Origin of the sequence: Dactylosporangium aurantiacum (assembly GCF_000716715.1) — a bacterium.
In the GTDB taxonomy this organism is placed as follows: domain Bacteria; phylum Actinomycetota; class Actinomycetes; order Mycobacteriales; family Micromonosporaceae; genus Dactylosporangium; species Dactylosporangium aurantiacum.
The window spans coordinates 73,539-95,500 of sequence record NZ_JNYJ01000008.1; the positions used below are offsets into that span (position 1 = coordinate 73,539).

The window sequence follows — 21,962 nt, forward strand, 5'->3', positions numbered from 1 at the left end:
CCGTGGCGTTGCAGAAGCTGGGTTTCCTGACCATCGGGCTGTTCGACGCGGCGGACCCACGCCGCGGGCACGAGTCGACGCTGGAGGTGATCCAGCTCGGTGAGCGGCTCGGGTTCGACAGCGCGTGGGTGCGGCACCGGCACCTGCAGTTCGGCATCTCCTCGCCGGTGGCGGTGCTGGCGGCGGCGAGCCAGCGCACCAGCACGATCGAGCTCGGCACCGCCGTCATCCCGCTCGGCTGGGAGAACCCGCTGCGCCTCGCCGAGGACCTCGCCACCGTCGACGTGCTGTCCGGTGGCCGGCTCAACCCCGGGGTCAGCGTCGGGCCGCCGATGCACTTCGACCGGGTCCGGCACGCGCTCTACCCGGACACCGCCGACGCCGAGGACTTCAGCTACGAGCGGGTCCGGCGGCTGCTCGACCTCGTGCGCGGCGTGCCGGTCACCGACGCCGGCGTCGAGGGGTTCGAGGTGTTCTCCGACCGGGTGCAGCCGCATTCCCCCGGTCTCGGCAGCCGGATGTGGTATGGCGGGGGCAGCCTCTCCTCGGCCCGCTGGGCCGGCGAGCACGGGATGAACTTCCTGACCAGCAGCGTCGTCAAGGCCGAGGAGTCGGAGGACTTCGCCGAGATCCAGCGGTCGCACATCCGCACGTTCCGCGACCACCACCCCGACGGCGAGCGGGCCCGCGTGTCGCAGGGGCTCGTGGTCATCCCGACGGACTCGGCCACGCCGGAGCAGCGCCGCAGGTACGAGGAGTACGCGCGGCAGCGCACCCCGCGCACGGCGAGCCCGCAGGGCCCGGCCCGGATGATGTTCGCCCCGGATCTGGTCGGGCCGTCGGAGCGGATCGCGGAGCGGCTGCACGCGCACGCCGGGTACCAGGAGGTGCGGGAGGTCGCGTTCGCGCTGCCGTTCAGCTTCGAGCACGACGACTACGTGCAGATCCTCACCGACATCGCGACCGTGCTCGGCCCGGCACTCGGCTGGCGGCGAAGCCCCTGACAGCCCGGCGGCGAAAACTCGTGACGGCCGGATGTCGATCCGGCGGCCCGCACTTCGTACAGGTGGTGAAGGGCCGGCGCGGTGCCGGCCCCGGGCACCGGAAGGTGGGCGAGCATGCGCAAGCTGACCGTCATCGAGTTCCTGACCCTGGACGGGGTCATGCAGGGGTTGGGATCGCCGGACGAGGACCGTGACGGCGGGTTCGAGCACGGCGGGTGGAGCGCGCCGTACTTCGACGAGCGCCAGGCGGCCGCCGCGGCGGAGGGGCTCGCCTCGACGACGGCGTACCTGTTCGGCCGCCGCACGTACGAGAAGATGTTCGAGTTCTGGCCCACGCAGCCGGACACGAACCCGATCGCCGCGCACATGAACGCGACCGAGAAGTACGTGGCGACCGGCACGCTCACCGAGCTGACCTGGCACAACGCCCGGGTCCTGGACGCCCCGCTCGGGGCGGGGGTGCGCAAGCTCAAGAGCGACGGCGACGGCACGATCGCGGTGCTCGGCAGCGGGGCCCTGGTGCAGGATCTCATCGCCGAGGACCTCGTCGACGGGTACCGGCTGTTCCTGCACCCGCTGCTGCTCGGCACCGGCAAGCGGCTGTTCCGCGGGGCGCCCGCGCCGCAGCGTCTGCGGCTGGTGGACTGCACCCAGACGAGCACCGGCGTGCTCATCCTGTCCTACGACCTCACCGGTGACCGCTGAGGTCAGGTGACGTGCTTGCGGGCGGTGTCGCGGGCCCGCGACACCGCCGGCATCCGGGAGCGCAGCAGCCACGAGTCGGTCTGGCAGCCGCGGCACGTGCGCACGGCGCCGACGGGGACGCGCGTGTCGCCCCGCACGTATTCGAGGCGGTGCCGCTCGACCAGCGGGCGGCCGCACCGGGGGCACTCGTCCGCGTCGGTGCCGATCGTCGTGTACGCGATCTGCTGTGTGCTGTACCGCACCGTCGAGTACGACCGCTCGTCACCGATGCGCAGGTCAGGGTTGCGCGGCGCACCGGCGTAGGGTCCGGTGTCGGCGTGGGAGAAGGCGTCGGCGACACCACCGAAGATCCGGAACCGCCGGCGCAGCCACGCCATGAGCTCGGACCTGCGCTCGGCCGGATCGGTCACGACACACCCCCAGGCCGCCCGGCGGCGGGTGGCGAGGCGCCCGGCTCGCCGGCGGCGGGTGGCGAGGCGCCCGGCTCGCCGGCGGCGGGTGGCGAGCCGCCCGGCTCGCCAGTCGGCGGTGGGAGCAGCACGGCGAGGACCCCCGCCGCGACCTCACCCACGGCGGTCGCCGGGTCCGCCGCGTGCAGCAACGCGAGCCCACCGCCGAGCGCGCCCCACGCGACGACGAGGTCCCGCAGCGGCAGCGCCGGTCGGATGCCGAGGCGCCGGCAGTGCCGGTCGAGGTCCGCGGCGACGGTCTCGTCGAGGCGGCGCTGGGTGGCGGCGAGCGCCGCCGCGTGCTCGGGCCGCCCGGCGACCGCGGCCAGGTACTCGGCGGAGACGGCCGTCCACCGGGTGGCGGTCCGCTGGACGTACACGGCGGGATTGAGCACGGCGAGCAGCTCCTCCCGGCTGGTGGCACGGTCGAGGGCGGCCCGCAGCCCGTGCAGGTGCGTGTCGGCGTGGGCGTCGACGATCGCCTGCCACAGCCCTTCCTTGCCGCCGAAGTGCTTGTAGACCGCACCGCGGGTGTATCCGGCCTCGGCGGCGATCTCCTCGACGGTCGCGGCGAGGAACCCGCGCCGCAGGAACACCGCCACCCCGGCCTCGAGCAGCTGCTCGTGCGTGCGGTCCTGTCGCTGCGCCCTCGTCAGCCTCACCGGCGCCCGTCCCAGTCAGAAACGTCGTGTTTCCAGAAACACTACGTCACTGACCGGCGGGTGCCAACAGCGCGGACAGCACGGTGTCCAGATAGGCGCCCTGGCCGGTGGCGTCCGCGGGCAGCAGCTCCGGTAGGCGCGCGGCGAGCTGCGCCTGACCGACATAGGCGGTGTACGCCAGCAGCGCCCGCCGCCCGGCCTCCCCCGGCGCGAACCCGGCCTCGGTGAACAGCTGCTCGACGTAGTCGAGGCGGCGGCGGGTGACCCGGTGCACCACCGGCGCGACGAGCGGGTGCTCGGCGACGGCCAGCACGTTCATCTCCAGTCGGCTGGAGCGCGCGTGCCCGAGCACCGTGGTGAAGAGCAGCGCCAGCTTCTTCGGCGGGTCGCCGGCCGCCTCGACGAGGTCGATGATCGCGTCGGTGCAGGCCCGCTCCCATAGCTGCATGGTCGCCTCGACGAGCGCGTCGCGGTTGGCGAAGTGCCAGTAGAAGCTGCCCTTGGTGGCGCCGAGCCGGGCCGCGAGGGGTTCGACCGCGACCGCGGCGAGCCCGCCGTCGGCGATCGCGGCGAGCGCCGCCGCCGTCCAGTCCTCCGCGTTGAGCCGCCGTTGTGCCATGCCCATACGGTAGCGTACGGTGGCGCCATACGGCACCGTATGGAGGTGGTCATGCGCAATGTCCAACGCCGCACGATCGACGCGCCCATGGACCGGCTGGGCGCTCTGCTGGACCGGGTCGCCGGCCCCGACGACCCGCTGTGGCCGGCGCCGGCGTGGCCGCCGATGCGGTTCGACCGGCCGCTGGGCCCCGGCGCCACCGGCGGCCACGGCATGATCCGGTACACCGTCGTCGAGCACGTGCCCGGCCGCCTGCTGCGCTGCCGGTTCGACCCCACGATCGGCGTGGTGGGCGAGCACGAGCTGCGCCTCGAGCCGGCCGGTCAGGGCACCGCACTGGTGCACGTCATCGACGGGCGGCTCACCGGTGGGATGCGGTGGTGGTGGCCGCTGGCCGTACGGTGGCTGCACGAGGCCCTCCTGCAGGACCTCCTGGACAACGCCGAGCGGGCCGCGACCGGCACCGTGCGCCGCCCGGCCCGGTGGTCATGGTGGGTCCGCCTGATGCGCCGCGCGGTCGCCGGTCGCGCACGTCGAGCAGCCACCGGCGAGCGCCGAGGCCAACCGCGCGCGGGGCGGCCGCGGCGGGTGCCGCTGCCGCACGGGGCCCGGCTCGCCGCCGGCACCCTGGACCGGGTCGACCTGATGGACGCGTGGCAGGGCCCCCGACCGCCGGGCGCGAGCACCGACCCGGCCGCGTGGCGGGCCGCGATGTTCGGCCGGCCGCCGCGCTGGGTCGGTGCGCTGATGCGGCTGCGCAACCACATCCCCGGTCTCGAGCCGCTGCACCCGAAGGAGGTGTTCACCCCGCTGGACGCCCGCGACGACGAGGTGCTGTTCGGCGCCGACACCCGCCACTTCGACCTGCGGGTCTCGCTGTTCGTCGACGCGCGGTCGGTGGTCTGCTCGACCCTGGCCCGTCCCCGGACCCGCCGCGGCCGCGCCTATCTCGCCGTGGTCGGGCGGGTCCATCCTCTGGTCGTCAGGACGATGCTGGGCCGCGCCCTGCGCAGCGCCCCGCCCGCCACCGCGACCTGAGCACGCGCCGCCCGGTCAACCGGGCCGCCGCGACCGGCGGAAGCCCTCCACCGGCCCGGCGCCACCAGGAAAGGCCCGCCCGGCGGGGCGTCAGCCGGCCGGGGTCTGCGCCATGACGGCGAGCAGCCCGCCGTCCGGGTCGGTGAAGAACGCCATCCACTCCTCCACGCCGTCCGCGTGCCTGAAGATCATGTGCGGTGCGCCCTCGAAGGTGACGCCGCGTGCGGTCAGCCGCTCGTGGGCGGCGTGGATGTCCGGCACCCGGAAGTAGATGATCGACTGTTCGCCGGGGGCGGCGCCGTCCTCGCGGCGGCTCAGGAACAGCCGGGTGCCGCCGCAGTCGAAGAACGCCAGATCCCCGTACGTGTACAGGTGTGGCAGGCCGAGGACGCCGCCATACCAGTCGACGGCACGGCCGATGTCGCTGACGTGGCGGGCGACCTGCCCGATCCCGCCGAGCCGGAACTCCACTGTGACCTCCCGACGGTCGACGCCCCACGATACGCCCGCTCACTCCCGGATCGCCGACAGCCGCGCCGCGGGCGTGCGCAAGGCCAGCGCCGCCGGCACGACGCTCGCCACGAACGTGATCGCCACGCACACCCCGGCGACCACCAGGATCGGCGTCCAGGGCACCACGGTGCGCGGGTCGGCGACCATCGGCGCCAGGCCGGCCCGCAGCCCGGCCAGCATCCCCGCGGTGATCACCCCGGCCAGCAGCACCCCGGTCGCGCCGACGAGCAGCGCCTCGACGCCGATCATGGCGAGGACCTGCCGTGGCGTGCCGCCGCCGAGGCGCAGCACCGCGAGGTCCCGGCCGCGGCCGCCGATCGCCATGACGAGCGTGTTGGCGATGGCGATCGCCGTGTACACCAGCGCCATGCCGAGCACCGCGACCAGCGCCAGGTGGTTGAGCCGGCGCTGCTCGGCGTTGCGCTCGCGGAAGTAGTCGGCGGCGGTGACGGTCCGCGCGCCGTCGACGGGTGCCCCGGTGAGGTACACCGCGTCGGCGCCGGTCAGCGGCGCGTGCGCGGCGCGCAGCGCCCACGGCAGCAGGACCGTCTGGTCCAGGTCGATCGACGGGGCGAGGACCGCCACGACCCGCAGCCGGACCGGGGTCGCGTCGTCCAGCCACAGCCGCGCCTCCCCGCCGGTGCGCCACCCCTCGGCGCGGGCCAGCACTCCGCCGACCACGACGGTGTCGGTGCCGGCCAGGTCGGCGACGGAGCCGGAGCGCACCGGCAGCCGCAGCACCCGTTCGAGGCCGGTGCCGGCGTACAGGGCGTCGAACTGCTCCGGCGCGCCGTCGTGGCGCACGTACACCACGGACTGCGCGGTCGGCACGCCGGTGCCGGGGTCGGCGATGCCGGCGGAGCTGACCGGCAGGGCGAGCGTGGGGGCGGCGACCCGGGTGGCGGCGGCGCGCTCCTCGGCGTCCCACAGCGTCGCGGTCGTCGCGAACGTCGACGCGGCGATCCCGGCGGTGACGAGGATCGGCGCGACGGTCGAGGCGGTGCGCCGCACCGCGGTGCGGGCGTTGTCGCGGGCGAGGGCGCCGGCCACGCCCGGCAGCAGGAGCCGCCCGACGAGCCAGGCCAGGCGCGGCGCCAGTACGGGCGCGAGCAGCGCGACGCCGGTGATGGCCAGCTGCGCCTCGAGCATGATCAGCCCGATGGCCTCGGGGCCGAGGCCGGGCACCAGGGCGACGAGCGCGCCCGCGCCGCCGAGGAACAGCAGCCCGAAGACCCAGCGCCCGGCCGTCATGACCCGCCGGTCGACGGACGCCTCGCGCAGCGCCTCGATCGGCCGGACCCGGCCGGCCCGGCGGGCGGCGACGGCGGCGCCGGTGAGCGCGACGAGCAGGCTGACCCCGAACGCGGCGAGCAGCGGCCACAGGATGAACCGCGCGGTGAACCCGGCGGGCGCGAACCCGGACCCGGCCAGCCACGCGGCGAACGGCGGCGCGACCACGGTGCCCGCCGCGCAGCCGGCGGCACCGGCGACGACGCCGACGATGAGGGACTCGCCGAGCACGAGGCGGCGCACCTGCCGCGGGGTGGCGCCGGCGGCCCGCAGCAGGGCGAGTTCGCGGCGGCGCTGCGCGACGGCGAACGCGAACGTCCCGGCGACCACGAACACCGACACGAACAGGGCGACCCCGGCGGTGGTGCCCAGCAGCGCCGCGGCGACGACGAGCAGCTCGCCGTCCGGGTCCGGTTCGGCGCCGGCCCGGCGGTCACCGGTGAGGACCGCGGCGTCGGGGCCGGTCACGGCGCGGACCTGCCCGGCGGTGACGCCGCTGACCGCGATCGCGTCGACGCGCCCGCCGGCGAGCCGGGCCGCGGCCCCGTCGGTGAGGTACACGGCGGGCGGACCGGTGACGACACCCGCGACGGTCCACGTCCGGCGGCCCAGCGGGGTCCACGCCTCGACCCGGTCGCCCTGGCGGTGCCCGGTGGGTGCGGTGAGCACGACCTCGTCGTCGCCGCGCGGTGGGTCTCCGCCGACGAAGGTGTACGGGTGCAGCCCCGCGCTCGACCACGGGTGCGCCCGCACCGCGGCCCCGTCGGCGCCGATGAGGTCGACGGGCACCGCGTGGTCCACCACGACCGTGGCGCCGGGCAGCGCCGCGAGCCGGGCCGCGGTGTCCGGGGGCAGCTGCCCCGGGCGGCGGGTGCGCAGGGTCTCGGTGTACCGCTCGCCGTCGCCCTCGTCGACGGTGACGCTGACCGTCTGGTGGCCGGTGACGACGACGGGGCTGTGCACGTACCAGACGGGCGGACGGCTGCCGGCGACGGTCGAGGCGATCGTCAGGCCGGTCGTGGCGAGCAGGCACGCGCCCAGCCCGAGGGCGACGAACACGCCGATGAAGGACGCCCACCGGGCGCGCAGCGTCTGCCGGGCGATGCTCAGCACGGCACCGTCTCCAGTTCGGTCATGCGGGCCGCGACGGCCTGCGCGGTCGGGTGGTGCAGCTCGCCGGCGACGCGGCCGTCGGCGAGGAACACGACCCGGTCGGCGTACGAGGCCGCGAGGGGGTCGTGGGTGACCATGACGACGGTCTGCCGGCCGGCACCGTCCACCATGGACCGCAGCAGCCGCAGCACCTCCCGCCCGGTCGCGGAGTCCAGCGCGCCGGTCGGCTCGTCGGCGAACAGCACCGCCGGGCGGGTGACGAGCGCCCGGGCGATCGCGACCCGCTGCTGCTGCCCGCCGGACAGCTCCGCGGGCCGGTGCCGGCCCCGGTCGCCGAGCCCGACCGCGTCGAGGACGGCACGGATCTCCTGGCGCGACGGGCGCCGGCCCGCCAGGCGCAGCGGCAGGGCCACGTTCTGCTCCGCGGTCAGCGACGACAGCAGGTTGAACGACTGGAACACGAACCCGATCCGGTCCCGGCGCAGCAGCGTCAGCCCGGTCTCCGACAGCGTCGACAGGTCGGTGCCGGCGACGGTGACGGTGCCGCCGGTGGGCCGGTCCAGGCCGGCCGCGCACTGCAGCAGCGTGCTCTTGCCGGAGCCGGACGGCCCCATCACCGCGGTGAACGTGCCCGCCGCGAACCCGAGGGTGACCTCGTGCAGCGCGGTCACGGCCCCGTCGCCGGCGCCGAAGCGCCGGTGCACCCGGTCGAGCGTGACGACATCGGTTTCCATACCGTCGATTGGACCGGCCGGGACCCTCCGGGCACACGCCCGCACACTGGACCATGCGCGGTAGTGCTGACCCCACCATCCGCCGGCACACAGATCCACCAGCATGATCGGCTACGATCAGCGCCGCTGGAGGAGGGCGCTGTGGTCGATCGGGTGGTGGTCGGGTTCGCCGGCGGGGGCGCCGGCGAAGGTGACCTGTCTTGGGGGCAGCAGGACATCTGGCAGGCCATGGTGCGCCAGAAGTCGTGGCTGCCCAACGGCGCCTGGGGCCCGCTCGAGCCGGGCACGACCGTCGATGACGTCGCCGAGCAGCTGCGGTACATGATGAGCCGCTACCCGACGGCCCGCACCCGGCTGCGGTTCGACGCCGACGGGCGCCCGAGCCAGGTCGTGGCGGGCTCCGGCGAGATCACCCTGGAGATCGTCGACGCGGGTGGGGACGATCCGGCGGCCGTCGCGGAGGCGGTCCGGCTGCGGCTGCAGGACACCGCGTACGACTTCACCGAGGACTGGCCGATCCGGATGGCCGCGGTGCGCTCCGGCGGCGCGCTCACCCACCTGGTCGTCGTCATGTGCCACCTCGTCGCGGACGGCTTCGGCACCCAGGTGCTCCTGGAGGACCTGGCGACCCGGGTCACCACCCCGATCCCCGAGCTGCAGCCCCTCGAACAGGCGCGCTGGCAGGCGTCGCCGGCCGGGCAGCGGCAGAACACGCTCGCGCTGCGGCACTGGGACGGCATCCTGCGCGCCATGCCGGCGCGGCGCTTCCCCGACACGGTCGACAAGCCCGAGCCGCGGCACTGGCGGGGCGAGTTCCAGTCGTTCGCGCTCGGTCCGGCCCTGCGGGCGGTGACCGAGCAGACCGGCGTGCCGCCGGCGCCGGCGCTGCTGGCGGTGTTCGCCGTGGCGCTGGCCCGGGTCACCGGGATCAACCCGGTGGTGCTGCGCCCGATGGTCAACAACCGGTTCCGCCCCGGGCTGGACCGCGTCGTGTGCATGCTCGCCCAGTACGGCCTGTGCCAGCTCGACGTCGCCGGCGCCTCGTTCGCCGAGGTGCTGGACCGGGCCCGGCGCGGGGCGATGACCACGTACAAGCACGCGTACTACCACCCGGTGGAGCTCGACGAACTGGTCCGCCGGGTCGTGCGGGAACGCGGCGCGGACCTCGAGCTGCCCTGCTACTTCAACGACCGCCGCGCCGACACCGGCAAGGCGTCCGGCGAGCCGGCGCCGTCGCCGCAGGAGCTGCGCGCCGCGGCGGCGCGCGGCACGTTCCGGTGGACGACGCGGCAGGACGTGCCGTTCGAGCCGCTGATCGTGCACATCGACGACGTCCCGGGCGCGGTGCAGGCGATCATCTTCATGGACACCCACGTGGTGTCCCCGGCCGACGGCGAGGCCCTGCTGCGCGGCATGGAGGCCGCCGCGGTCGAGGCCGCGCTGGACCCGAGCGCACCGACCGGAGTCTGACCGGCCGCGTCAACGGCGGCGGTCGGACCGGCCTGCCCCGGCCGCGTCAACGGCGGCGGTCAGACCCGGCCGGACCGGGACCGCGTCAGCGGCGGGCGGGCGGGGCCGCGTCCGCGGGGCGGCCGGGCCGGGCCGGGCCGGGACCGGGGTCGCGTCCGCGGGGCGATCAGGCCGGGCCGGGCCGGGACGGGCCGCGTCAGCGGCGGCGGGCGTCGCGGGCCGGGCCGAGCCAGACGGCGTTGCACAGCAGCACACCGGCGAGCCCGGCGCCGGCGACGCCCGCCCAGCCGGCGGCCAGGGCGACGGGCCGGGAGAGGGCGTCCCGCGCGAGGATCCCGGCGGCGAAGCCCGCCGGGTCGATCCGCACGGCCGCCGGGTCGCCGGGCCGCGCGTCGGCGTCGCACGGCAGCCGGCCCAGCGGCCGCCGGTCCTCGGCGAGGGCGATGTCGCAGACGGGGCCGCAGCCGCCGCCGTGCTCCGCGATCTGGACGCAGCCGGTGGCGACGACCACGCCGTCGGCGTCGCGGCCGGCGACGCCGAGGTAGGCGTCGGCGGTCCAGGCCGCCGCCCCGAACGCGATCCCGCCGAGCACCACCATGAGCACCGGCGCCCGGCGGGCCGCGGGCGGCTCGGACCACGGCTCACCGGCGCGGCCCGCGGCGAAGGCGGTCACCATGAGCACGGCGAGCGCCGGCAGGTACGCCAGCATGGTGTGGCCGGTGACGGCGAGCAGCCCGCACGCGGCCACCGCGCCGAGCCACAGGACGTACACCAGGACGAACAGCGGCGCGCGCGACGGCATCGGCCCACGATCGCACGGCGCCCGTCGACGCAGCAACGCCCGTCGATCCCCGGGCGGTTTCGCAGCACCGGCCGCCGCGGTCGCCCGCGTGGCGGCGGCGATCCCGCACATGTCAGAGCGTTTCGAGGTTTACCATCTGATTTGTCCGGTATGAGATCAGCTCCCGGATCGCGCAACGTGACGTATTCGGGGGTATGCATGGTCGCTTCGACGCCCGGCCGGCGGGTTTTGACGGTGGCGGTGACGGCGGCCGTCCTCGCGGGCGGCTCGGCGACCGCCGCCGGCGCCAGCACCGGCCACCACCCGGTGGCGACGTGGTCGATGAACGAGGGCGCCGGTGCCCGTACCATGATCGACAGCAGCGGCAACGGGTTGCACGGCAGCATCGGCGGCGAGGTAGTCACGGACGTGGGGGTCCGTGGCGCGACCGGCTACCGGTTCACCCGCCTGCAGCCGGACCGGCCGCCGGCGCACCCGCGGCACCTGGTGACCGTCGCGGACAGCTCCGCGCTGGACCCGGGGAGCCGGGACTACGCGGTCACGCTGCGGCTGCGCACCACCTACCAGTTCGGCAACATCATCCAGAAGGGCCAGGCGACCGCCTCGGGCGGCAACTTCAAACTGCAGATCCCCAACGGGATCGTGCAGTGCCTGTTCCGCGGCTCGAACGGCACCATCATCGTGCAGGCGTCGCGGCGCATCAACGACGGCTGGTGGCACGTCGTGCGCTGCGAGCGGACCGGATCCGGGGTGAGCCTCGCGGTCGACGGCCGCACCGTGGCCCGCCGCGGCGGCTGGACCGGCCCGATCGCCAACGGCTGGCCGCTGTCCATCGGCGGCAAGACCGACTGCGACCAGCGCGACGTCGGCTGCGACTACTACGCCGGCGACCTCGACTGGGTGGAGATCGAGGCCCGCTGACCCCGCCCGACCGGCGGTCAGCCGGTCAGGCCGGACAGCCCGTCGCCGACCAGCTTGGCCCCGAGCACCAGGCACAGCACCGACACGATCACCGCGTTGTTGCGGCTCATCCAGCCCTTGAGCCGGTCGAGCAGCCGCGCGGAGCGGGCACCCGCCGCCAGGTGCAGCGCCACCGGCGCGGCGACCGTGACCGAGGCGAGCACGGTGAAGACCGCGTACGCGACGGCCTGCCGCCCGGGCGGGCCACCGGTCCGCGCGATCGCGGTCGCCGCCGCGGCCAGCAGCAGGTTCTTGACGTTGAGCGCGGACAGCAGCACCCCGACGCCCGCGGACCGCACGGCACCGAACTGCGCCAGCCCGCGCATCCAGCCCGGCATCGGCGGTTCGGTGTCCCGGGCCGGCCGGCCGCGGAACTGGCGCACCGCCAGGTACAGCAGCAGCGTCCCGAGCGTCAGCTGCAGCCAGCTCACCCAGGTCGGCGGGCCGGCCTCGCCGCCGTGCGCGCCCGGCCCGACGACGGCGAGGACCACGACCCCGACCGCGGCCAGGCCGGCGACCCAGCCGAGCAGGAACGCCGGGCCGTTGCGCCGCGCGCCGGGCGTGGTGAGCAGCAGGACGACCGCGATGACCGGGATCGGGCTCAGCGCGACGCCCACCGCCAGCGGCAGGACCTGCCCGATCGCGGCGCCCACCGCACCGCTCATCGCCGTGCCCCCGTTTCCGGCCCGCGGTCCCGGCCGCTGTCCGGTCCGCTCGCGGTCCGCTTTGTTGCCGGTCCGCTCCCGGGTCGCGGACCCCGGGCGATCGTGTCCGACGCGGGCGTGCCGCGCCCCACCCGCGCGGGGGGAGATCAGTGCAGGACGCCGCCCGGCGGGGTGTCCACCAGCACCCGGGCCCCGGCGAGCGGCGCGTCGTCCAGCGCCGCCCGGTGCACCCGCACCGCCTGGTACGTCAGGCGCTCCGCCAGCGCGGCGCGCAGCGGCGGCCACAGCTCGGCCCGTCTCGCCGCGATGGCGCCGCCGACGGCGACCGCGTCGAGCCCCGCCGCGAGCGCGAAGTTGGCCAGGCCGCCGGCGAGGTGCCGGGCGTACCCCTGCCAGAAGCCCGGATCGTCGACGTCCTCGAGGGGCCTGCCGAGCCGCCGGCCCAGCGCCGCGCCGCCGAGCAGCGTCTCCAGGCAGCCGGTCTGCCCGCAGCCGCACCGCAGGTCGTTGCCGGCGACGAGCTGATGGCCGGCCTCGGTGGTGAGGGCGACGAAATGGCCGCCGGCGCCGAGCCGCAACGCCGCGCCGACGCCGGTCGACAGGGTGACGTAGCCGCACCGGTCGGCGCCGCGCAGGCTGCCCAGCGCGTGCTCGCCGAGCAGGCCGCAGGTCGCGTCGTGGGCCACCCGTACCGGAGCATCCAATGTGGACTCCAGGTCGTGGCGCAGCGGGCGGCCCTCGTAGCCGCGCAGGTGCAGCGAGACCCGCACGTCACCGGCGGCGGTGACCCGCCCCCCGAACGACACCCCGACGGCCGTGGGGGTGCCGGGGACGGCGTCGCGGAGCATGGCCAGCTGCCGCTCGTAGTCGGGGTCGGTGCGCAGCCGCACGACGGTGCCGTCGCCGGGGTCGACCCGGGTGTGCGTGCCGCCGATGTCGACGGCCACGACCGCCACCGCCCGCTCAGCCGAGCTCGGGGCGGGGCTCGGGGGCCGGCTGGTCCCACGGCTGCTTCGGGCCGCCGGTCGCCAGCAGCGCCGCGATGATCAGGCTCATGCCCACCACGTGCAGCGTCAGGAACAGCAGACCGGTCGCCGCGAGGAGGGCCTTCGCCTCCCGCAGGCCGCCGCCGCCGATGAGCTGCGGCAGGAGCGCCACGTAGACCAGGTCGGCGAGGGCGCCGGCGAGCAGCACCGCGAGCCCGGCCACGCCGAGCGTCCAGGCGCGCGGCGCCAGGCGCCGCCGGCGCACGCAGAGCAGCACCACGCCCACGACGAGCGTGGCGATCGCCGGCATCGAGTACGCCATCTGCGGCACCGAGAAGTACAGCTCCCCCATGTGCCAGCACCGTAGTCGACGCGGGGGCGCCACGTCAGCCTCGGCCGCGCGCGACGACAATGGGCCGATGATCGAGAACGTGCGGCACCCTGTCGAGGACGACCATCCCCGGGTCGTGGCGGTGCTCGTGGACTGGTGGGACGGCATCGGCGGCGAGACCGGCGACCGGTACCGGTCGAGGCTGCTGCCCCGCCTGTTCTTCCAGCACTTCACCGACACCAGCTACGTGCTGGACCTGCCCGGCGGCGAGCTCGGCGCGTTCCTCGTCGGGTTCGTGTCCCAGTCGCGCCCGACCGTCGGCTACATCCACGTCGTCGGGGTGGCCCCGCGGCTGCGGCGCACCGGGGTCGGCGCCGCCCTGTACCACCGCTTCTGCACCGACACGGCGGCCCGCGGCGTCCGCGAGGTCCACGCCATCACCGGCCTCGCCAACCGCCGCTCGGTCGCGTTCCACACCGGCCTCGGCTTCACCCTGCGACCGGGCGACACCGAGGTCGACGGCCTGCCCCTGCACCGCGACTACGACGGCCCGGGCCTGGACGCGTTCACGTTCGTCAAGCACCTGCCGTGACCGGCCCGCGGCCCGGCACCGGCGCGGTGGGCGCCCCGCGGCGCGGCACGGGAGCCGCGAACCATCGGCGCGGCCTCAGCGCACGACGGCGCCGCGGCACGGCGGAGGTGACGGCGTGAGCACGCGCGTCACGTTCTTCGACCCGGTGCACGGCATCGGGCTGCGCGTCGCCGCCGGCAGCGGCCGCAGCTGGCAGGACCTGCCCGGCGGCGACCCGGTCCACGCGCACTGCACCCTGGACGTGCCCCGCGACACCCTGCTGCCGGCACCGGACGGCCAGGAGCGCCCGTGCTCCGACACGCTCTTCGTGCGGTGGGCCGACCTGGCCGCGTTCGCCGACGACCTGCTGGCGCTGCGCCCCGGCGGGGTCGCCCGCCTGGGCGACGTCCGCGCGTCCCTGGCGGTGCGGATGCGCCGCGACGGCCGCCTGCGCGCGGAGGCCGTGTTCACCGTCGGGCACCACGTGAGCACGACGGTGCGCTGCCACACCCTGTGGGACGACCACCACGGCACCGCCGCCGACCTGCCCGCCCTCGCCGACCAGCTGCGCGGCGCCCGGGCCTAGGATCGACGGATGTCGGTGTTGCTGGTGGGGGCGAACCCCGGGCTGACGGTGCGGCGCGACGGGGCGACCGTCGCGTTCGTGTCGATGTGGCGGGTGGACTGGTCGCCGCACGGGGCGGGGCGGGCGATCGTGCTGTGGCACGAAGGGCGCACCGGTGTCGTCACCGCGACGCCCGAGCTGGGGCGGTGGCTGGCCGGCACGTTCACCCGGCACTTCCCCGAGGTCGAGGGCCTGCCGTGGCCGGAGCCGGTGGTGACCGAGGCGCCGGTCGCGTTCGGGCTCGACCTCGCCGCCGGCTGCACGGTCACCGGCGGCGAGGTCGGGGTGGAGCTGCGCGGGCCGTCGGGGCACCGCCTGATCACCGTCGAGAACTTCCAGGGTCAGGAGCTGAACCTGTCCACGGTGTACGCGAAGTGCGCCGGCGGCGGGCTCACGATCGGGGGGCGGCCGGTGCCGGGGACGGTTGCGGGGTTTGTCGCCGACGCCGAAGTGTGGACAGCACCGGGCTGATCCGCAGCAGGAACTCCGCCGGTTGTCGATGGTGCGGTCCGGTGGCAGTACCCCCATGAGGAGCACCGTCATCGCGGCGCCGGCGATCCCGGCGGCCAGCCACCACCAGCGACGGATCACGCCTTCGCCGTCCAGAACGGGCCCAGCGCCAGGGCGTCCATGTCGGTCGTGAGGTAGCAGCGCACCGCGTCCTGCGGGGTGCACACGATGGGCTCCTCGTTGTCGTTGAACGACGTGTTCACCACCATCGGCACGCGGCTCGCGGTGCTTGACCTTCTCGTTGAGCCGGTCCTTGGAGTCGGCGCCGCGCGGGTCGGCGAGGATCGAGCGGTTGCCCAGCGCGCGGGGGCCGACCTCGTTGCGGCCCTGGAACCAGCCGATGATCTTGCCGTCGGCGATCGCGGCGGCGGTCTTCGTGATCGGGTCGCGGCGCTCGTACTGCAGGCCGGCCTCCGTCAGCGCCTTCTTCATGTCGGACTCGGTGCAGGACGGGCCGAGGAAGATGTACTCGCCGCTCGGGCGGGGCTGACCGAGGCCGGTCGACACGACGGTCGCGGCGCCGAGCGCGGAGCCGTCGTCGGCGGCGGCCGGCTGGGCGAAGAACTCCTGGAACCCGGTCCGCAGCAGGATCTTGCCGTTCATGACGCTGTTGAGCGCGACGCCGCCGGCGGTGAGCAGCCGCGGGTTGCCGGTCTTGGCGTGCAGCCAGCCCGCGACGTGCAGGCCCGCCTCCTCCAGGGTGTTCTGCAGCGCGTACGCGACGTCGGCGTAGTGCTGCGGCACCGCGTCGCGGGTCTTGGGCCGGGCGGGCCGAACGTCGCCCGGAACTTGTCGGAGACTGGTGCTTGCCGGTGGCGTGGTGGCGGAACCAGCTCAGGTTCAGCGCGTAGCGTCCGTCACTGTCCAGGTGTACGAGCTCCCGGAACTGCTCGACGAAGGTCGGCCGCCCGTACGCGGCGAGCCCCATGATCTTGCCCTCGTCGCGGGTCGGGTGGAACCCGAGCCAGCCGGTGACGTCGGCGTACATGGCGCCGAGCGAGTGCGGGAACCTGACCCTGCGCAGGTCGCGGATGCGGTCACCCTCCGCGGTGGCGAGCAGGGTGCTGGTGCCGTCGCTGCCGATGCCGTCCCAGGCGATGATCGCCGCGTCGTCCCACGGCGAGATGTGCAGGGCGCTGGCCGCGTGCGCGTGGTGGTGGTCGACCAGGTGAACCTTGAACTTGATCGGGCCGTCCTGGCCGGTGGCCGCGCGCGGCTGCGACGCCCGGCGGTACAGCACCAGCAGGGTGCCACCCATGTGGTGGTCGTCGGCGCTGGTCGAGGTGTGCCGGCCCGCCGTGGGCGCGGAACCCGCGGGCCTTGTCGCCGTAGTCGCCGGCGTCGTTGTGCAGCACGCCGAGGGTCGCCGGGAAGTACCGCAGGAGATGCTTCGCGGCGCGCCACAGCAGCTTTCGGCCCTGAAAAAAGTATGCGACATGACCGACGTCGGCGAGGGTGATACCGGCGTGGCGCAGGCACCACTGCACCGCCAGGGCGGGAAGAAGATCGTTCCGTCGCCCGACGACTTGCAAAAGTATTGACGTTGATCCCAGGTAAAGGAAGGCTTACTGCCGGATTGTTGACCGCCAGCAGATCATGACGGAAGATCAGTTGCATTGACGCTGATCTCACGTTCGAGCTGAGCGACCCGGCCGCCTCCGCCGCTCCGTCGTGGTGGGCGTCCGCGGTCCGCGACGCGGAGCTGCACCAGGTGCGTGACTGGCCGGTCATGCGCACGCTCGCCGAGACCCGGCGCGGCCCGGTGCTCGCCGGCGCCTTCCGCGACGGTGGCAAGGTCGTCGGGCTCGGCTCGCTGCGGCTGCGGGGGCTGCGCGGGCTCGGCCTCGCCGTCGCCGACGTGGACAGCATGGTGATCGGCGCGTTCCCCGGCATCGCCCTGACCGGTGGGTTGCCCGGCACCCTGCACCCGTCGGGCGGGCCGCCGCCGGAGCTGTTCGGCGCCGCGGTCCGGGCCCTCGAGACCGCGCTGCGGCAGGCGTTCGGGCGTCGGCTGCAGGCCGTCCTGTACCGCCAGATCTACCGCCGCGAGCTGCCGGAGCTGCTGCGCGGCGTGGCCCTGGTCCGGGCCGGCGTGCCGGCGCTGCTGCTGCGCAACACGTTCGCCGACTACGACGCGTACCTGCGCACGCTGCGCAAGTCCCGGCGGGTCGACCAGCAGCGGCTGGTGCGCAACATCGACGCCGACCCGTCCGTCACCGTCCGCTTCGGCCCGGCCGCCGGCTCGGGACTGGACCCCGACGCGTTCTTCCGGCTGAGCGTCGAGTCGGCCCGGCGCAACCACACGGTGCGCTGGCCGCCGCTGCGGTACTGGCCGCGGGACCTCTTCGCGACCGTGCTCGAGCTGCCGGACGTGCTGGCGCTGAGCTACAGCGCACCCGACGGCTCGCTGATCGCCGCGACCCTCACCTTCGACCACCCCGTCGCGCCGGTGCTCGGCCCGTGGGGCGCCCGCCCGCTGGGCACCGACCGGCGCAGCGGCCTGTGGTTCGACCACCTGGCCCGGCTCATCCGCTGGGGCATCGAGCAGCAGCGGCCGCTGATCATCGGCGGCAAGGGCGCGCAGGGCCCGAAGGAGGCCCTCGGGTTCGTCCCCGAACCCCAGTGGACCGTGCTGCGCCGGCTGTAGCCACGCGCCTTGGTCCGGCCGGAACGCCGGCAAGTGGTCCTTCCCGCGGGCCGGCGACCCGGGCGAGGCTGGAGCGCGTGCAGTTCCGTCATCATCCGCGGCTCCGCGCGGACTTCCCCACGCTCGTCGCCGGCACGCTGCGCCTCGACGGGGTGACGCCCGACGCGCCCGCCGACCCGTCGCCGTGGCTGGACCGGGCCCGCGCCCGGCTGGCCGGCACCGCCGAGGGGCAGCTGCCGGCGGTCCAGGCGTGGCGGCGCGCGTTCGCCGCGATGGGGCTCAAGCCCACCCAGTACCGCTGCGCCTCGGAATCGCTGCTGCGCCGCCTGCGCCGGGAGGGTGACCTGCCGTCGCTGCACCCGCTGGTCGACCTGTGCAACGCCGTGTCGGCCGCGTACGCGATCCCGGTCGCCGCGCTGGACCTCGACCGGATCACCGGCGACCTGGAGGTGCGGCGGGCCGCGGGCACCGAACGGTACGACACCTTCGGCGGCGACGTGGAGCACCCCGAGCCGGGTGAGGTCGTGTTCGTCGACGGCGCCGGCCGGGCGCACGCGCGGCGCTGGACCAACCGGCAGAGCGGCTGGTCGGCGATCGGCGCCGGCACCCGGCGGGCCTTCATCGTCACGGAGGCCCTGCACGAGGACGCCGCCGACGACGTGGCCGCGCTGCTCGCCGACCTCGCCGGTGCCCTGCGCGCGACCTGGCCCGCCGCGACCCTCGTCGAAGACCGGCCGGCGGCCGCCGCCCAGGCGTAGCCGCGGCAGCCACCACCCCCGCCCGGTGTCCGGCCGGTTGCGGCCCGCGTCGACCGCTCATGGCAGCATTCGTGTGGTCGATGTTGGCAGCGCACTGGCGACGGCACCGGACGAGGAGACCGCATGGGCGCACTGCGACGACTGCTGTCGATGTCCAAGCTGATGCGCACCTCGTGCCTGGTGCTGGTGGCGTGCGTCGCCTGGTTCGCGGTGAACCTGGTGACGCCCGTGGGACCGCCGGTGCTGCTGTGGGTGCCGATCCCGGTCGGCGCGCTGCTGCTGACCGCCGCGTTCCACCGCACCGCCCGCACCGCGTCGCTGCCCGCGCCGACGCGGCGCTTCTGGGGGCACCTGAGCGTCTCGGCGTTCCTCGTCGGCGTCGCGCACACCACGCAGGCGATCGACGTGCTCGCCCACCCCGGCGTCGGTGGCGCCTACAACGGCCCCGGCCTGCTGATCTTCGACAGCGGCGCGATCCTGCTCATCCTGTACGCGCTGTACCGGCTGCCACTGACCGCCCGCAGCGCCGGCGAGCGGCTGCGGGTGGCCCTCGACGGCGGGACGGTGGTGGCGGGCGCGGCGGTGTTCATCTGGCACTTCCAGACCCGCGACGCGCTCGGCAGCGACAACCGCGGCCAGGTCGTCGGCTCGCTGATCCTCGGCGTGCTCGCGCTGGTGGTCGTCCTCGCCGTGGCGAAGGTGATGCTGTCGGGCTACGAGTTCATCGACAAGTCGGCCCTGCAGTGGCTGGCGTTCGCGATCTTCTTCGGCGCGACCAGCTCGCTGCTGCAGCCGCTGCTGGGGCCGGACCGCCCGCACCTCATGGTCACCCAGGTCGGCATCCCCGTGGTGTGCTGCCTGGCGTCGTGGGCGGCGGAGCGGCAGCGCCGGGCGACCCGGCGGGTGGTGACGGTGCGGCGCCGCCCGTTCAGCCTGGTGCCCTACGCCGCGGTCGTCGCCGTGTACGTGCTGCTGATCCTGGAGACCTGGAACGCCGGGCACGGCGACCAGAAGATGATGGTGGTCGGCGCGGTCACCCTCACCGCGCTGGTCATGGTGCGCCAGGTCGCCGCGTTCGTCGACAACGGGCGGCTGCTCGCCCGCCTCGACCACGGCGCCACCCACGACGCGCTCACCCAGCTGCCCAACCGGTCGCTGTTCGGCCAGCGGCTGCAGCAGGCGCTCGCGGCCGAAGGCGCCGGCCGCGCGGGCCGGCCGGTCAGCGTCGCGCTCATCGACCTCGACGACTTCAAGGAGGTCAACGACACCCTCGGCCACGAGGTCGGCGACCTGCTGCTGGTCGACGTGGCGCGGCGCCTCGCCGGGTGCGCCGGGCCGGAGGACACGGTCGCCCGCCTCGGCGGCGACGAGTTCGTCGTGGTGCTGCCGGGCGCCGACCCGGCCGCGGCCGGCCGCGCCGCCGGCCGGATGGCCGACGCGCTGCGCGCCCCCGCCGTCGTCAACGGCCACGAGCTGCCGGTCTCGGCCAGCATCGGCATCGCCGACGGGCGCACCGGCGACGACCCGAGCGTGCTGCTGCGGCACGCCGACATCGCCATGTACGCCGCCAAGCAGCAGCGCGGCACCACGTTCCTGCACTTCGACGAGACGATGTCGGCGCCGGGCGGCGACCACGCGCAGCTGCGTGCGGCGATCACCGACGGCCGGTGTTTCCTGGTGTACCAGCCGATCGTGTCCCTCGACGACGGCCGGCTCGCCGGCGCCGAGGCCCTGGTGCGCTGGGACCACCCCGAGCACGGCGTGCTACCGCCGGACACGTTCATCCCGCTCGCCGAGCGCACCGGACTGATCGTGCCGCTGGGCCGGTTCGTGCTCACCGAGGCGGTCCGGCAGTTCGCGGCGTGGCACGCCCAGTACGGCGCCGCCGCACCGACCGTGCTGAACATCAACGTGTCGCCGCGTGAGCTGCGCGAGGCGGACTACGCCGACTTCGTCGCCGGGACGCTCGCCACCCACGGCGTCGACGCCTCGCGCGTCGTGCTGGAGATCACCGAGTCCCTCGCGCTGGACCTCGGGCCCGCCGTCGCCACCCTGGACCGGCTGCGCGCGCTGGGCCTGCGCATCTCCCTCGACGACTTCGGCACCGGCAGCTCCACCCTGCGCCTGCTGCACGACTGCCCCGTCGACGAGGTCAAGCTCGACCGGTCGTTCACCCAGGCGCCCGCCTCGGACCGGGCCCCGGTCGCCGCCGCCGTCATCCAGCTCGCCCGGGCCCTGCGCCTGCACGCGGTCGCCGAGGGCGTCGAGACGCCGGAGCAGGCCGAGCAGCTGCGGTCGCTGGGGTACCGCACCGCGCAGGGCTACCACTTCGCCCGGCCCGTGCCGGCCGCGCAGCTCACCGAGTGGATGACCGGCCCGCCGGTGCCGGCGCAGCCGTCCGGGCTGGCGCGCTGACCGCGGCTACTTCAGGGTGATCCGCTGCTGCGGGCTGGAGTCCAGCCGCAGCGTGGTCGGCTTGCCGTCGCGGGTCAGGGCGCCCTTGGGCTCGAAGCGGACGGTGAGCGCCTGCACGGAGCCCTCCGCCACGTCCATGCGCACCTCGTCCTTGACCGTGTAGCGGGTGATCGGCACCGACTCGCGCTGCACCGTCACGGTGGACGCCTCGACGGTGACGGCCTTGCCGCCGGCCGACAGCTGCAGGCTCTGCCGCATGTCGATGGTGCCGGCGAGGGTACCGATGGAGTCGAGCTGCATCTCCACCCACACGCGCAGCCAGGTGCGCCCGGCCGGGGCCCAGGTGCCGTGCTGGCGGTGGTCGTAGGGTTCCAGGGCCGCGGAGACGGACATCTGGATCTCGACGCGGTAGGGCTCGCCGCCGATCTGCCCCATGACCTTGTACGACACCTCGCCGAACGGGCGCGGTTTCAGGTACGCCTTCACGGCGCCGGGGCCGACGGTGCCGGTGCGCACGTCGACGCTCTGGTCCAGGTCCGCGTCGGTGACGACGAGGGTGGCCGGGGCGCCGGCCGGTACCAGCGCGACGAGGACCGACTCGGGCGTGATCAGCCCCTCGACGGTGCGGGCCTTGTCGCCGACCCGCAGCCGGGCCTTCACCAGCGGGGACGGCTCGGACTTCACCCCCGGCACCGCCGCCAGCCGCACGAACAGGAACTCGTTGCCGGCGCCGGCCGGGATGCTGCCGGTCGCGTCGCGCGGCACCCCGGTCGCCGACTGCATCCGGCCGAACTGGGTGACGACCACCGGCTCGAGGTGGTCGGCGGTGCCGACCTCCGCCAGCCGCACCGCGTAGTCGGGCCCGGCGATCGCCGCGCCCGCCGGCAGCGGCTTCGCCGCCGGCACCGCGATCCCGCCGCCGGCCAGCACGGCCAGCTCCGGCACCACGGTCGCCACCTTCGACCCCACCGCCGACGCCGGCGCCGGGACCGTGCCGCCGTCACACCCCGCGAGCAGCCCGCACACCACCGCCACGGCAACCGCCCCGTGCACCCCGCGCATCGTTCCCCTCACCTCTCGCGCCGACGACGCACC

Annotated in this window: 25 protein-coding genes and 3 pseudogenes; 13 read left to right on the forward strand and 15 right to left on the reverse strand. The window is 75.2% G+C overall.

The genetic code is table 11. From position 1 onward, the window contains the following. Positions 1 to 2 precede the first annotated feature (2 nt). The gene (locus tag OP18_RS11305) at positions 3 to 1,004 is read left to right on the forward strand and encodes an LLM class flavin-dependent oxidoreductase (protein WP_211273500.1); all 1,002 of its coding nucleotides are present in this window, start codon (positions 3 to 5) and stop codon (positions 1,002 to 1,004) included. Positions 1,005 to 1,118: 114 nt separating this feature from the next. After that, the gene (locus OP18_RS11310; RefSeq protein WP_033358758.1) at positions 1,119 to 1,709 is read left to right on the forward strand and encodes a dihydrofolate reductase family protein; all 591 of its coding nucleotides are present in this window, start codon (positions 1,119 to 1,121) and stop codon (positions 1,707 to 1,709) included. 2 nt (positions 1,710 to 1,711) lie between these two features. Here OP18_RS11310 and OP18_RS11315 read toward each other — a convergent pair whose 3' ends face one another. The 3 genes from OP18_RS11315 to OP18_RS11325 are packed head-to-tail and all read right to left on the reverse strand — an operon-like array spanning position 1,712 to position 3,439. After that, the gene (locus tag OP18_RS11315; protein ID WP_156089442.1) at positions 1,712 to 2,119 is read right to left on the reverse strand and encodes a hypothetical protein; all 408 of its coding nucleotides are present in this window, start codon (positions 2,117 to 2,119) and stop codon (positions 1,712 to 1,714) included. Further along, positions 2,116 to 2,820, reverse strand: coding sequence for a TetR/AcrR family transcriptional regulator (locus tag OP18_RS11320; protein ID WP_063745483.1), 705 nt, complete (start codon positions 2,818 to 2,820; stop codon positions 2,116 to 2,118). Before OP18_RS11320 ends, OP18_RS11315 begins: the two co-directional genes overlap by 4 nt. 46 nt (positions 2,821 to 2,866) lie before the next feature. After that, positions 2,867 to 3,439: a TetR/AcrR family transcriptional regulator gene (locus tag OP18_RS11325; RefSeq protein WP_033358922.1), complete on the reverse strand. Its 573-nt coding sequence runs from the start codon at positions 3,437 to 3,439 to the stop codon at positions 2,867 to 2,869. A gap of 51 nt (positions 3,440 to 3,490) precedes the next feature. Between OP18_RS11325 and OP18_RS11330 the strand changes: the two genes are divergently transcribed. Next, the gene (locus tag OP18_RS11330) at positions 3,491 to 4,477 is read left to right on the forward strand and encodes a DUF2867 domain-containing protein (RefSeq protein ID WP_081970675.1); all 987 of its coding nucleotides are present in this window, start codon (positions 3,491 to 3,493) and stop codon (positions 4,475 to 4,477) included. 90 nt (positions 4,478 to 4,567) lie between these two features. Here OP18_RS11330 and OP18_RS11335 read toward each other — a convergent pair whose 3' ends face one another. Genes OP18_RS11335 through OP18_RS11345 form a run of 3 tightly spaced genes read right to left on the reverse strand, consistent with a single transcriptional unit; the run spans position 4,568 to position 8,127 of the window. Next, positions 4,568 to 4,948, reverse strand: a complete 381-nt coding sequence (locus tag OP18_RS11335) for a VOC family protein (protein ID WP_033358761.1) — start codon at positions 4,946 to 4,948, stop codon at positions 4,568 to 4,570. 39 nt (positions 4,949 to 4,987) lie between these two features. Next, on the reverse strand, positions 4,988 to 7,393 hold the full coding sequence (locus OP18_RS11340; RefSeq protein ID WP_033358762.1) for an ABC transporter permease: 2,406 nt from the start codon (positions 7,391 to 7,393) through the stop codon (positions 4,988 to 4,990). Next, a complete protein-coding gene (locus OP18_RS11345; RefSeq protein ID WP_033358763.1) occupies positions 7,387 to 8,127 on the reverse strand; it encodes an ABC transporter ATP-binding protein in 741 nt (246 codons plus the stop codon). The genes OP18_RS11340 and OP18_RS11345 overlap by 7 nt, the downstream gene beginning before the upstream one ends. 141 nt (positions 8,128 to 8,268) lie before the next feature. On the opposite strand from OP18_RS11345, the gene OP18_RS11350 reads away from it, so the two are divergent. Next, on the forward strand, positions 8,269 to 9,597 hold the full coding sequence (locus OP18_RS11350; protein ID WP_033358764.1) for a condensation domain-containing protein: 1,329 nt from the start codon (positions 8,269 to 8,271) through the stop codon (positions 9,595 to 9,597). 196 nt (positions 9,598 to 9,793) lie between these two features. On the opposite strand, the gene OP18_RS11355 is transcribed toward OP18_RS11350, so the two are convergent. After that, complete coding sequence (locus tag OP18_RS11355; RefSeq protein ID WP_033358765.1) at positions 9,794 to 10,399, reverse strand: hypothetical protein; 606 nt, start codon at positions 10,397 to 10,399, stop codon at positions 9,794 to 9,796. A 234-nt stretch (positions 10,400 to 10,633) separates the two neighbouring features. Here OP18_RS11355 and OP18_RS11360 point away from each other — a divergent pair, with 234 nt between their 5' ends. After that, complete coding sequence (locus OP18_RS11360; RefSeq protein WP_245635341.1) at positions 10,634 to 11,320, forward strand: laminin G domain-containing protein; 687 nt, start codon at positions 10,634 to 10,636, stop codon at positions 11,318 to 11,320. A 17-nt stretch (positions 11,321 to 11,337) separates the two neighbouring features. Here OP18_RS11360 and OP18_RS11365 read toward each other — a convergent pair whose 3' ends face one another. The 3 genes from OP18_RS11365 to OP18_RS11375 all read right to left on the reverse strand — a co-directional run bounded on the left by OP18_RS11365 (position 11,338) and on the right by OP18_RS11375 (position 13,362). Further along, complete coding sequence (locus OP18_RS11365; RefSeq protein WP_211273501.1) at positions 11,338 to 12,024, reverse strand: GAP family protein; 687 nt, start codon at positions 12,022 to 12,024, stop codon at positions 11,338 to 11,340. Between the two features lie 146 nt (positions 12,025 to 12,170). Further along, positions 12,171 to 12,971 carry an ROK family protein gene (locus tag OP18_RS52285; RefSeq protein ID WP_162189774.1) on the reverse strand — a complete coding sequence of 267 codons (801 nt, stop codon included), beginning with the start codon at positions 12,969 to 12,971 and terminating at the stop codon, positions 12,171 to 12,173. 16 nt (positions 12,972 to 12,987) lie between these two features. Beyond that, on the reverse strand, positions 12,988 to 13,362 hold the full coding sequence (locus OP18_RS11375; RefSeq protein ID WP_033358768.1) for a hypothetical protein: 375 nt from the start codon (positions 13,360 to 13,362) through the stop codon (positions 12,988 to 12,990). A 67-nt stretch (positions 13,363 to 13,429) separates the two neighbouring features. Between OP18_RS11375 and OP18_RS11380 the strand changes: the two genes are divergently transcribed. From OP18_RS11380 to OP18_RS11390, 3 genes are all read left to right on the forward strand, one after another. After that, positions 13,430 to 13,933, forward strand: coding sequence for a GNAT family N-acetyltransferase (locus tag OP18_RS11380; RefSeq protein WP_033358769.1), 504 nt, complete (start codon positions 13,430 to 13,432; stop codon positions 13,931 to 13,933). A gap of 115 nt (positions 13,934 to 14,048) precedes the next feature. Beyond that, the gene (locus OP18_RS11385; protein ID WP_033358770.1) at positions 14,049 to 14,498 is read left to right on the forward strand and encodes a hypothetical protein; all 450 of its coding nucleotides are present in this window, start codon (positions 14,049 to 14,051) and stop codon (positions 14,496 to 14,498) included. Positions 14,499 to 14,507: 9 nt separating this feature from the next. Next, positions 14,508 to 15,008 carry a hypothetical protein gene (locus OP18_RS11390; RefSeq protein ID WP_052386541.1) on the forward strand — a complete coding sequence of 167 codons (501 nt, stop codon included), beginning with the start codon at positions 14,508 to 14,510 and terminating at the stop codon, positions 15,006 to 15,008. A 116-nt stretch (positions 15,009 to 15,124) separates the two neighbouring features. Here the strand turns inward: OP18_RS11390 and OP18_RS59555 are convergent, their stop codons facing one another. Next, positions 15,125 to 15,256, reverse strand: coding sequence for a carbamoyltransferase C-terminal domain-containing protein (locus OP18_RS59555; protein WP_245635354.1), 132 nt, complete (start codon positions 15,254 to 15,256; stop codon positions 15,125 to 15,127). 70 nt (positions 15,257 to 15,326) lie between these two features. Further along, positions 15,327 to 15,428: pseudogene (locus tag OP18_RS62505) on the reverse strand (carbamoyltransferase C-terminal domain-containing protein); the annotation flags it as partial. Here OP18_RS62505 and OP18_RS59560 point away from each other — a divergent pair. Then, complete coding sequence (locus tag OP18_RS59560) at positions 15,388 to 15,537, forward strand: hypothetical protein (protein WP_211273518.1); 150 nt, start codon at positions 15,388 to 15,390, stop codon at positions 15,535 to 15,537. The pseudogene OP18_RS62505 and the gene OP18_RS59560 overlap by 41 nt on opposite strands. Before the next feature lie 35 nt (positions 15,538 to 15,572). Here OP18_RS59560 and OP18_RS62510 read toward each other — a convergent pair. Both OP18_RS62510 and OP18_RS62515 read right to left on the reverse strand, forming a co-directional pair. Further along, positions 15,573 to 15,791: pseudogene (locus tag OP18_RS62510) on the reverse strand (carbamoyltransferase N-terminal domain-containing protein); the annotation flags it as partial. A 133-nt stretch (positions 15,792 to 15,924) separates the two neighbouring features. Beyond that, positions 15,925 to 16,305 (reverse strand): annotated as a pseudogene (locus OP18_RS62515) (carbamoyltransferase N-terminal domain-containing protein); the annotation flags it as partial. On the opposite strand from OP18_RS62515, the gene OP18_RS59575 reads away from it, so the two are divergent. From OP18_RS59575 to OP18_RS11410, 4 genes are all read left to right on the forward strand, one after another. After that, a complete protein-coding gene (locus OP18_RS59575) occupies positions 16,304 to 16,588 on the forward strand; it encodes a hypothetical protein (protein ID WP_211273503.1) in 285 nt (94 codons plus the stop codon). The pseudogene OP18_RS62515 and the gene OP18_RS59575 sit on opposite strands and share 2 nt — an antisense overlap. A gap of 170 nt (positions 16,589 to 16,758) precedes the next feature. After that, complete coding sequence (locus OP18_RS11400; protein WP_033358771.1) at positions 16,759 to 17,694, forward strand: hypothetical protein; 936 nt, start codon at positions 16,759 to 16,761, stop codon at positions 17,692 to 17,694. 77 nt (positions 17,695 to 17,771) lie between these two features. Next, complete coding sequence (locus tag OP18_RS11405) at positions 17,772 to 18,452, forward strand: B3/B4 domain-containing protein (protein ID WP_033358772.1); 681 nt, start codon at positions 17,772 to 17,774, stop codon at positions 18,450 to 18,452. A gap of 123 nt (positions 18,453 to 18,575) precedes the next feature. Next, the gene (locus OP18_RS11410; protein ID WP_052386545.1) at positions 18,576 to 20,867 is read left to right on the forward strand and encodes a putative bifunctional diguanylate cyclase/phosphodiesterase; all 2,292 of its coding nucleotides are present in this window, start codon (positions 18,576 to 18,578) and stop codon (positions 20,865 to 20,867) included. Between the two features lie 6 nt (positions 20,868 to 20,873). Here OP18_RS11410 and OP18_RS11415 read toward each other — a convergent pair whose 3' ends face one another. Beyond that, complete coding sequence (locus OP18_RS11415) at positions 20,874 to 21,929, reverse strand: hypothetical protein (RefSeq protein WP_156089443.1); 1,056 nt, start codon at positions 21,927 to 21,929, stop codon at positions 20,874 to 20,876. Positions 21,930 to 21,962: the final 33 nt, after the last annotated feature.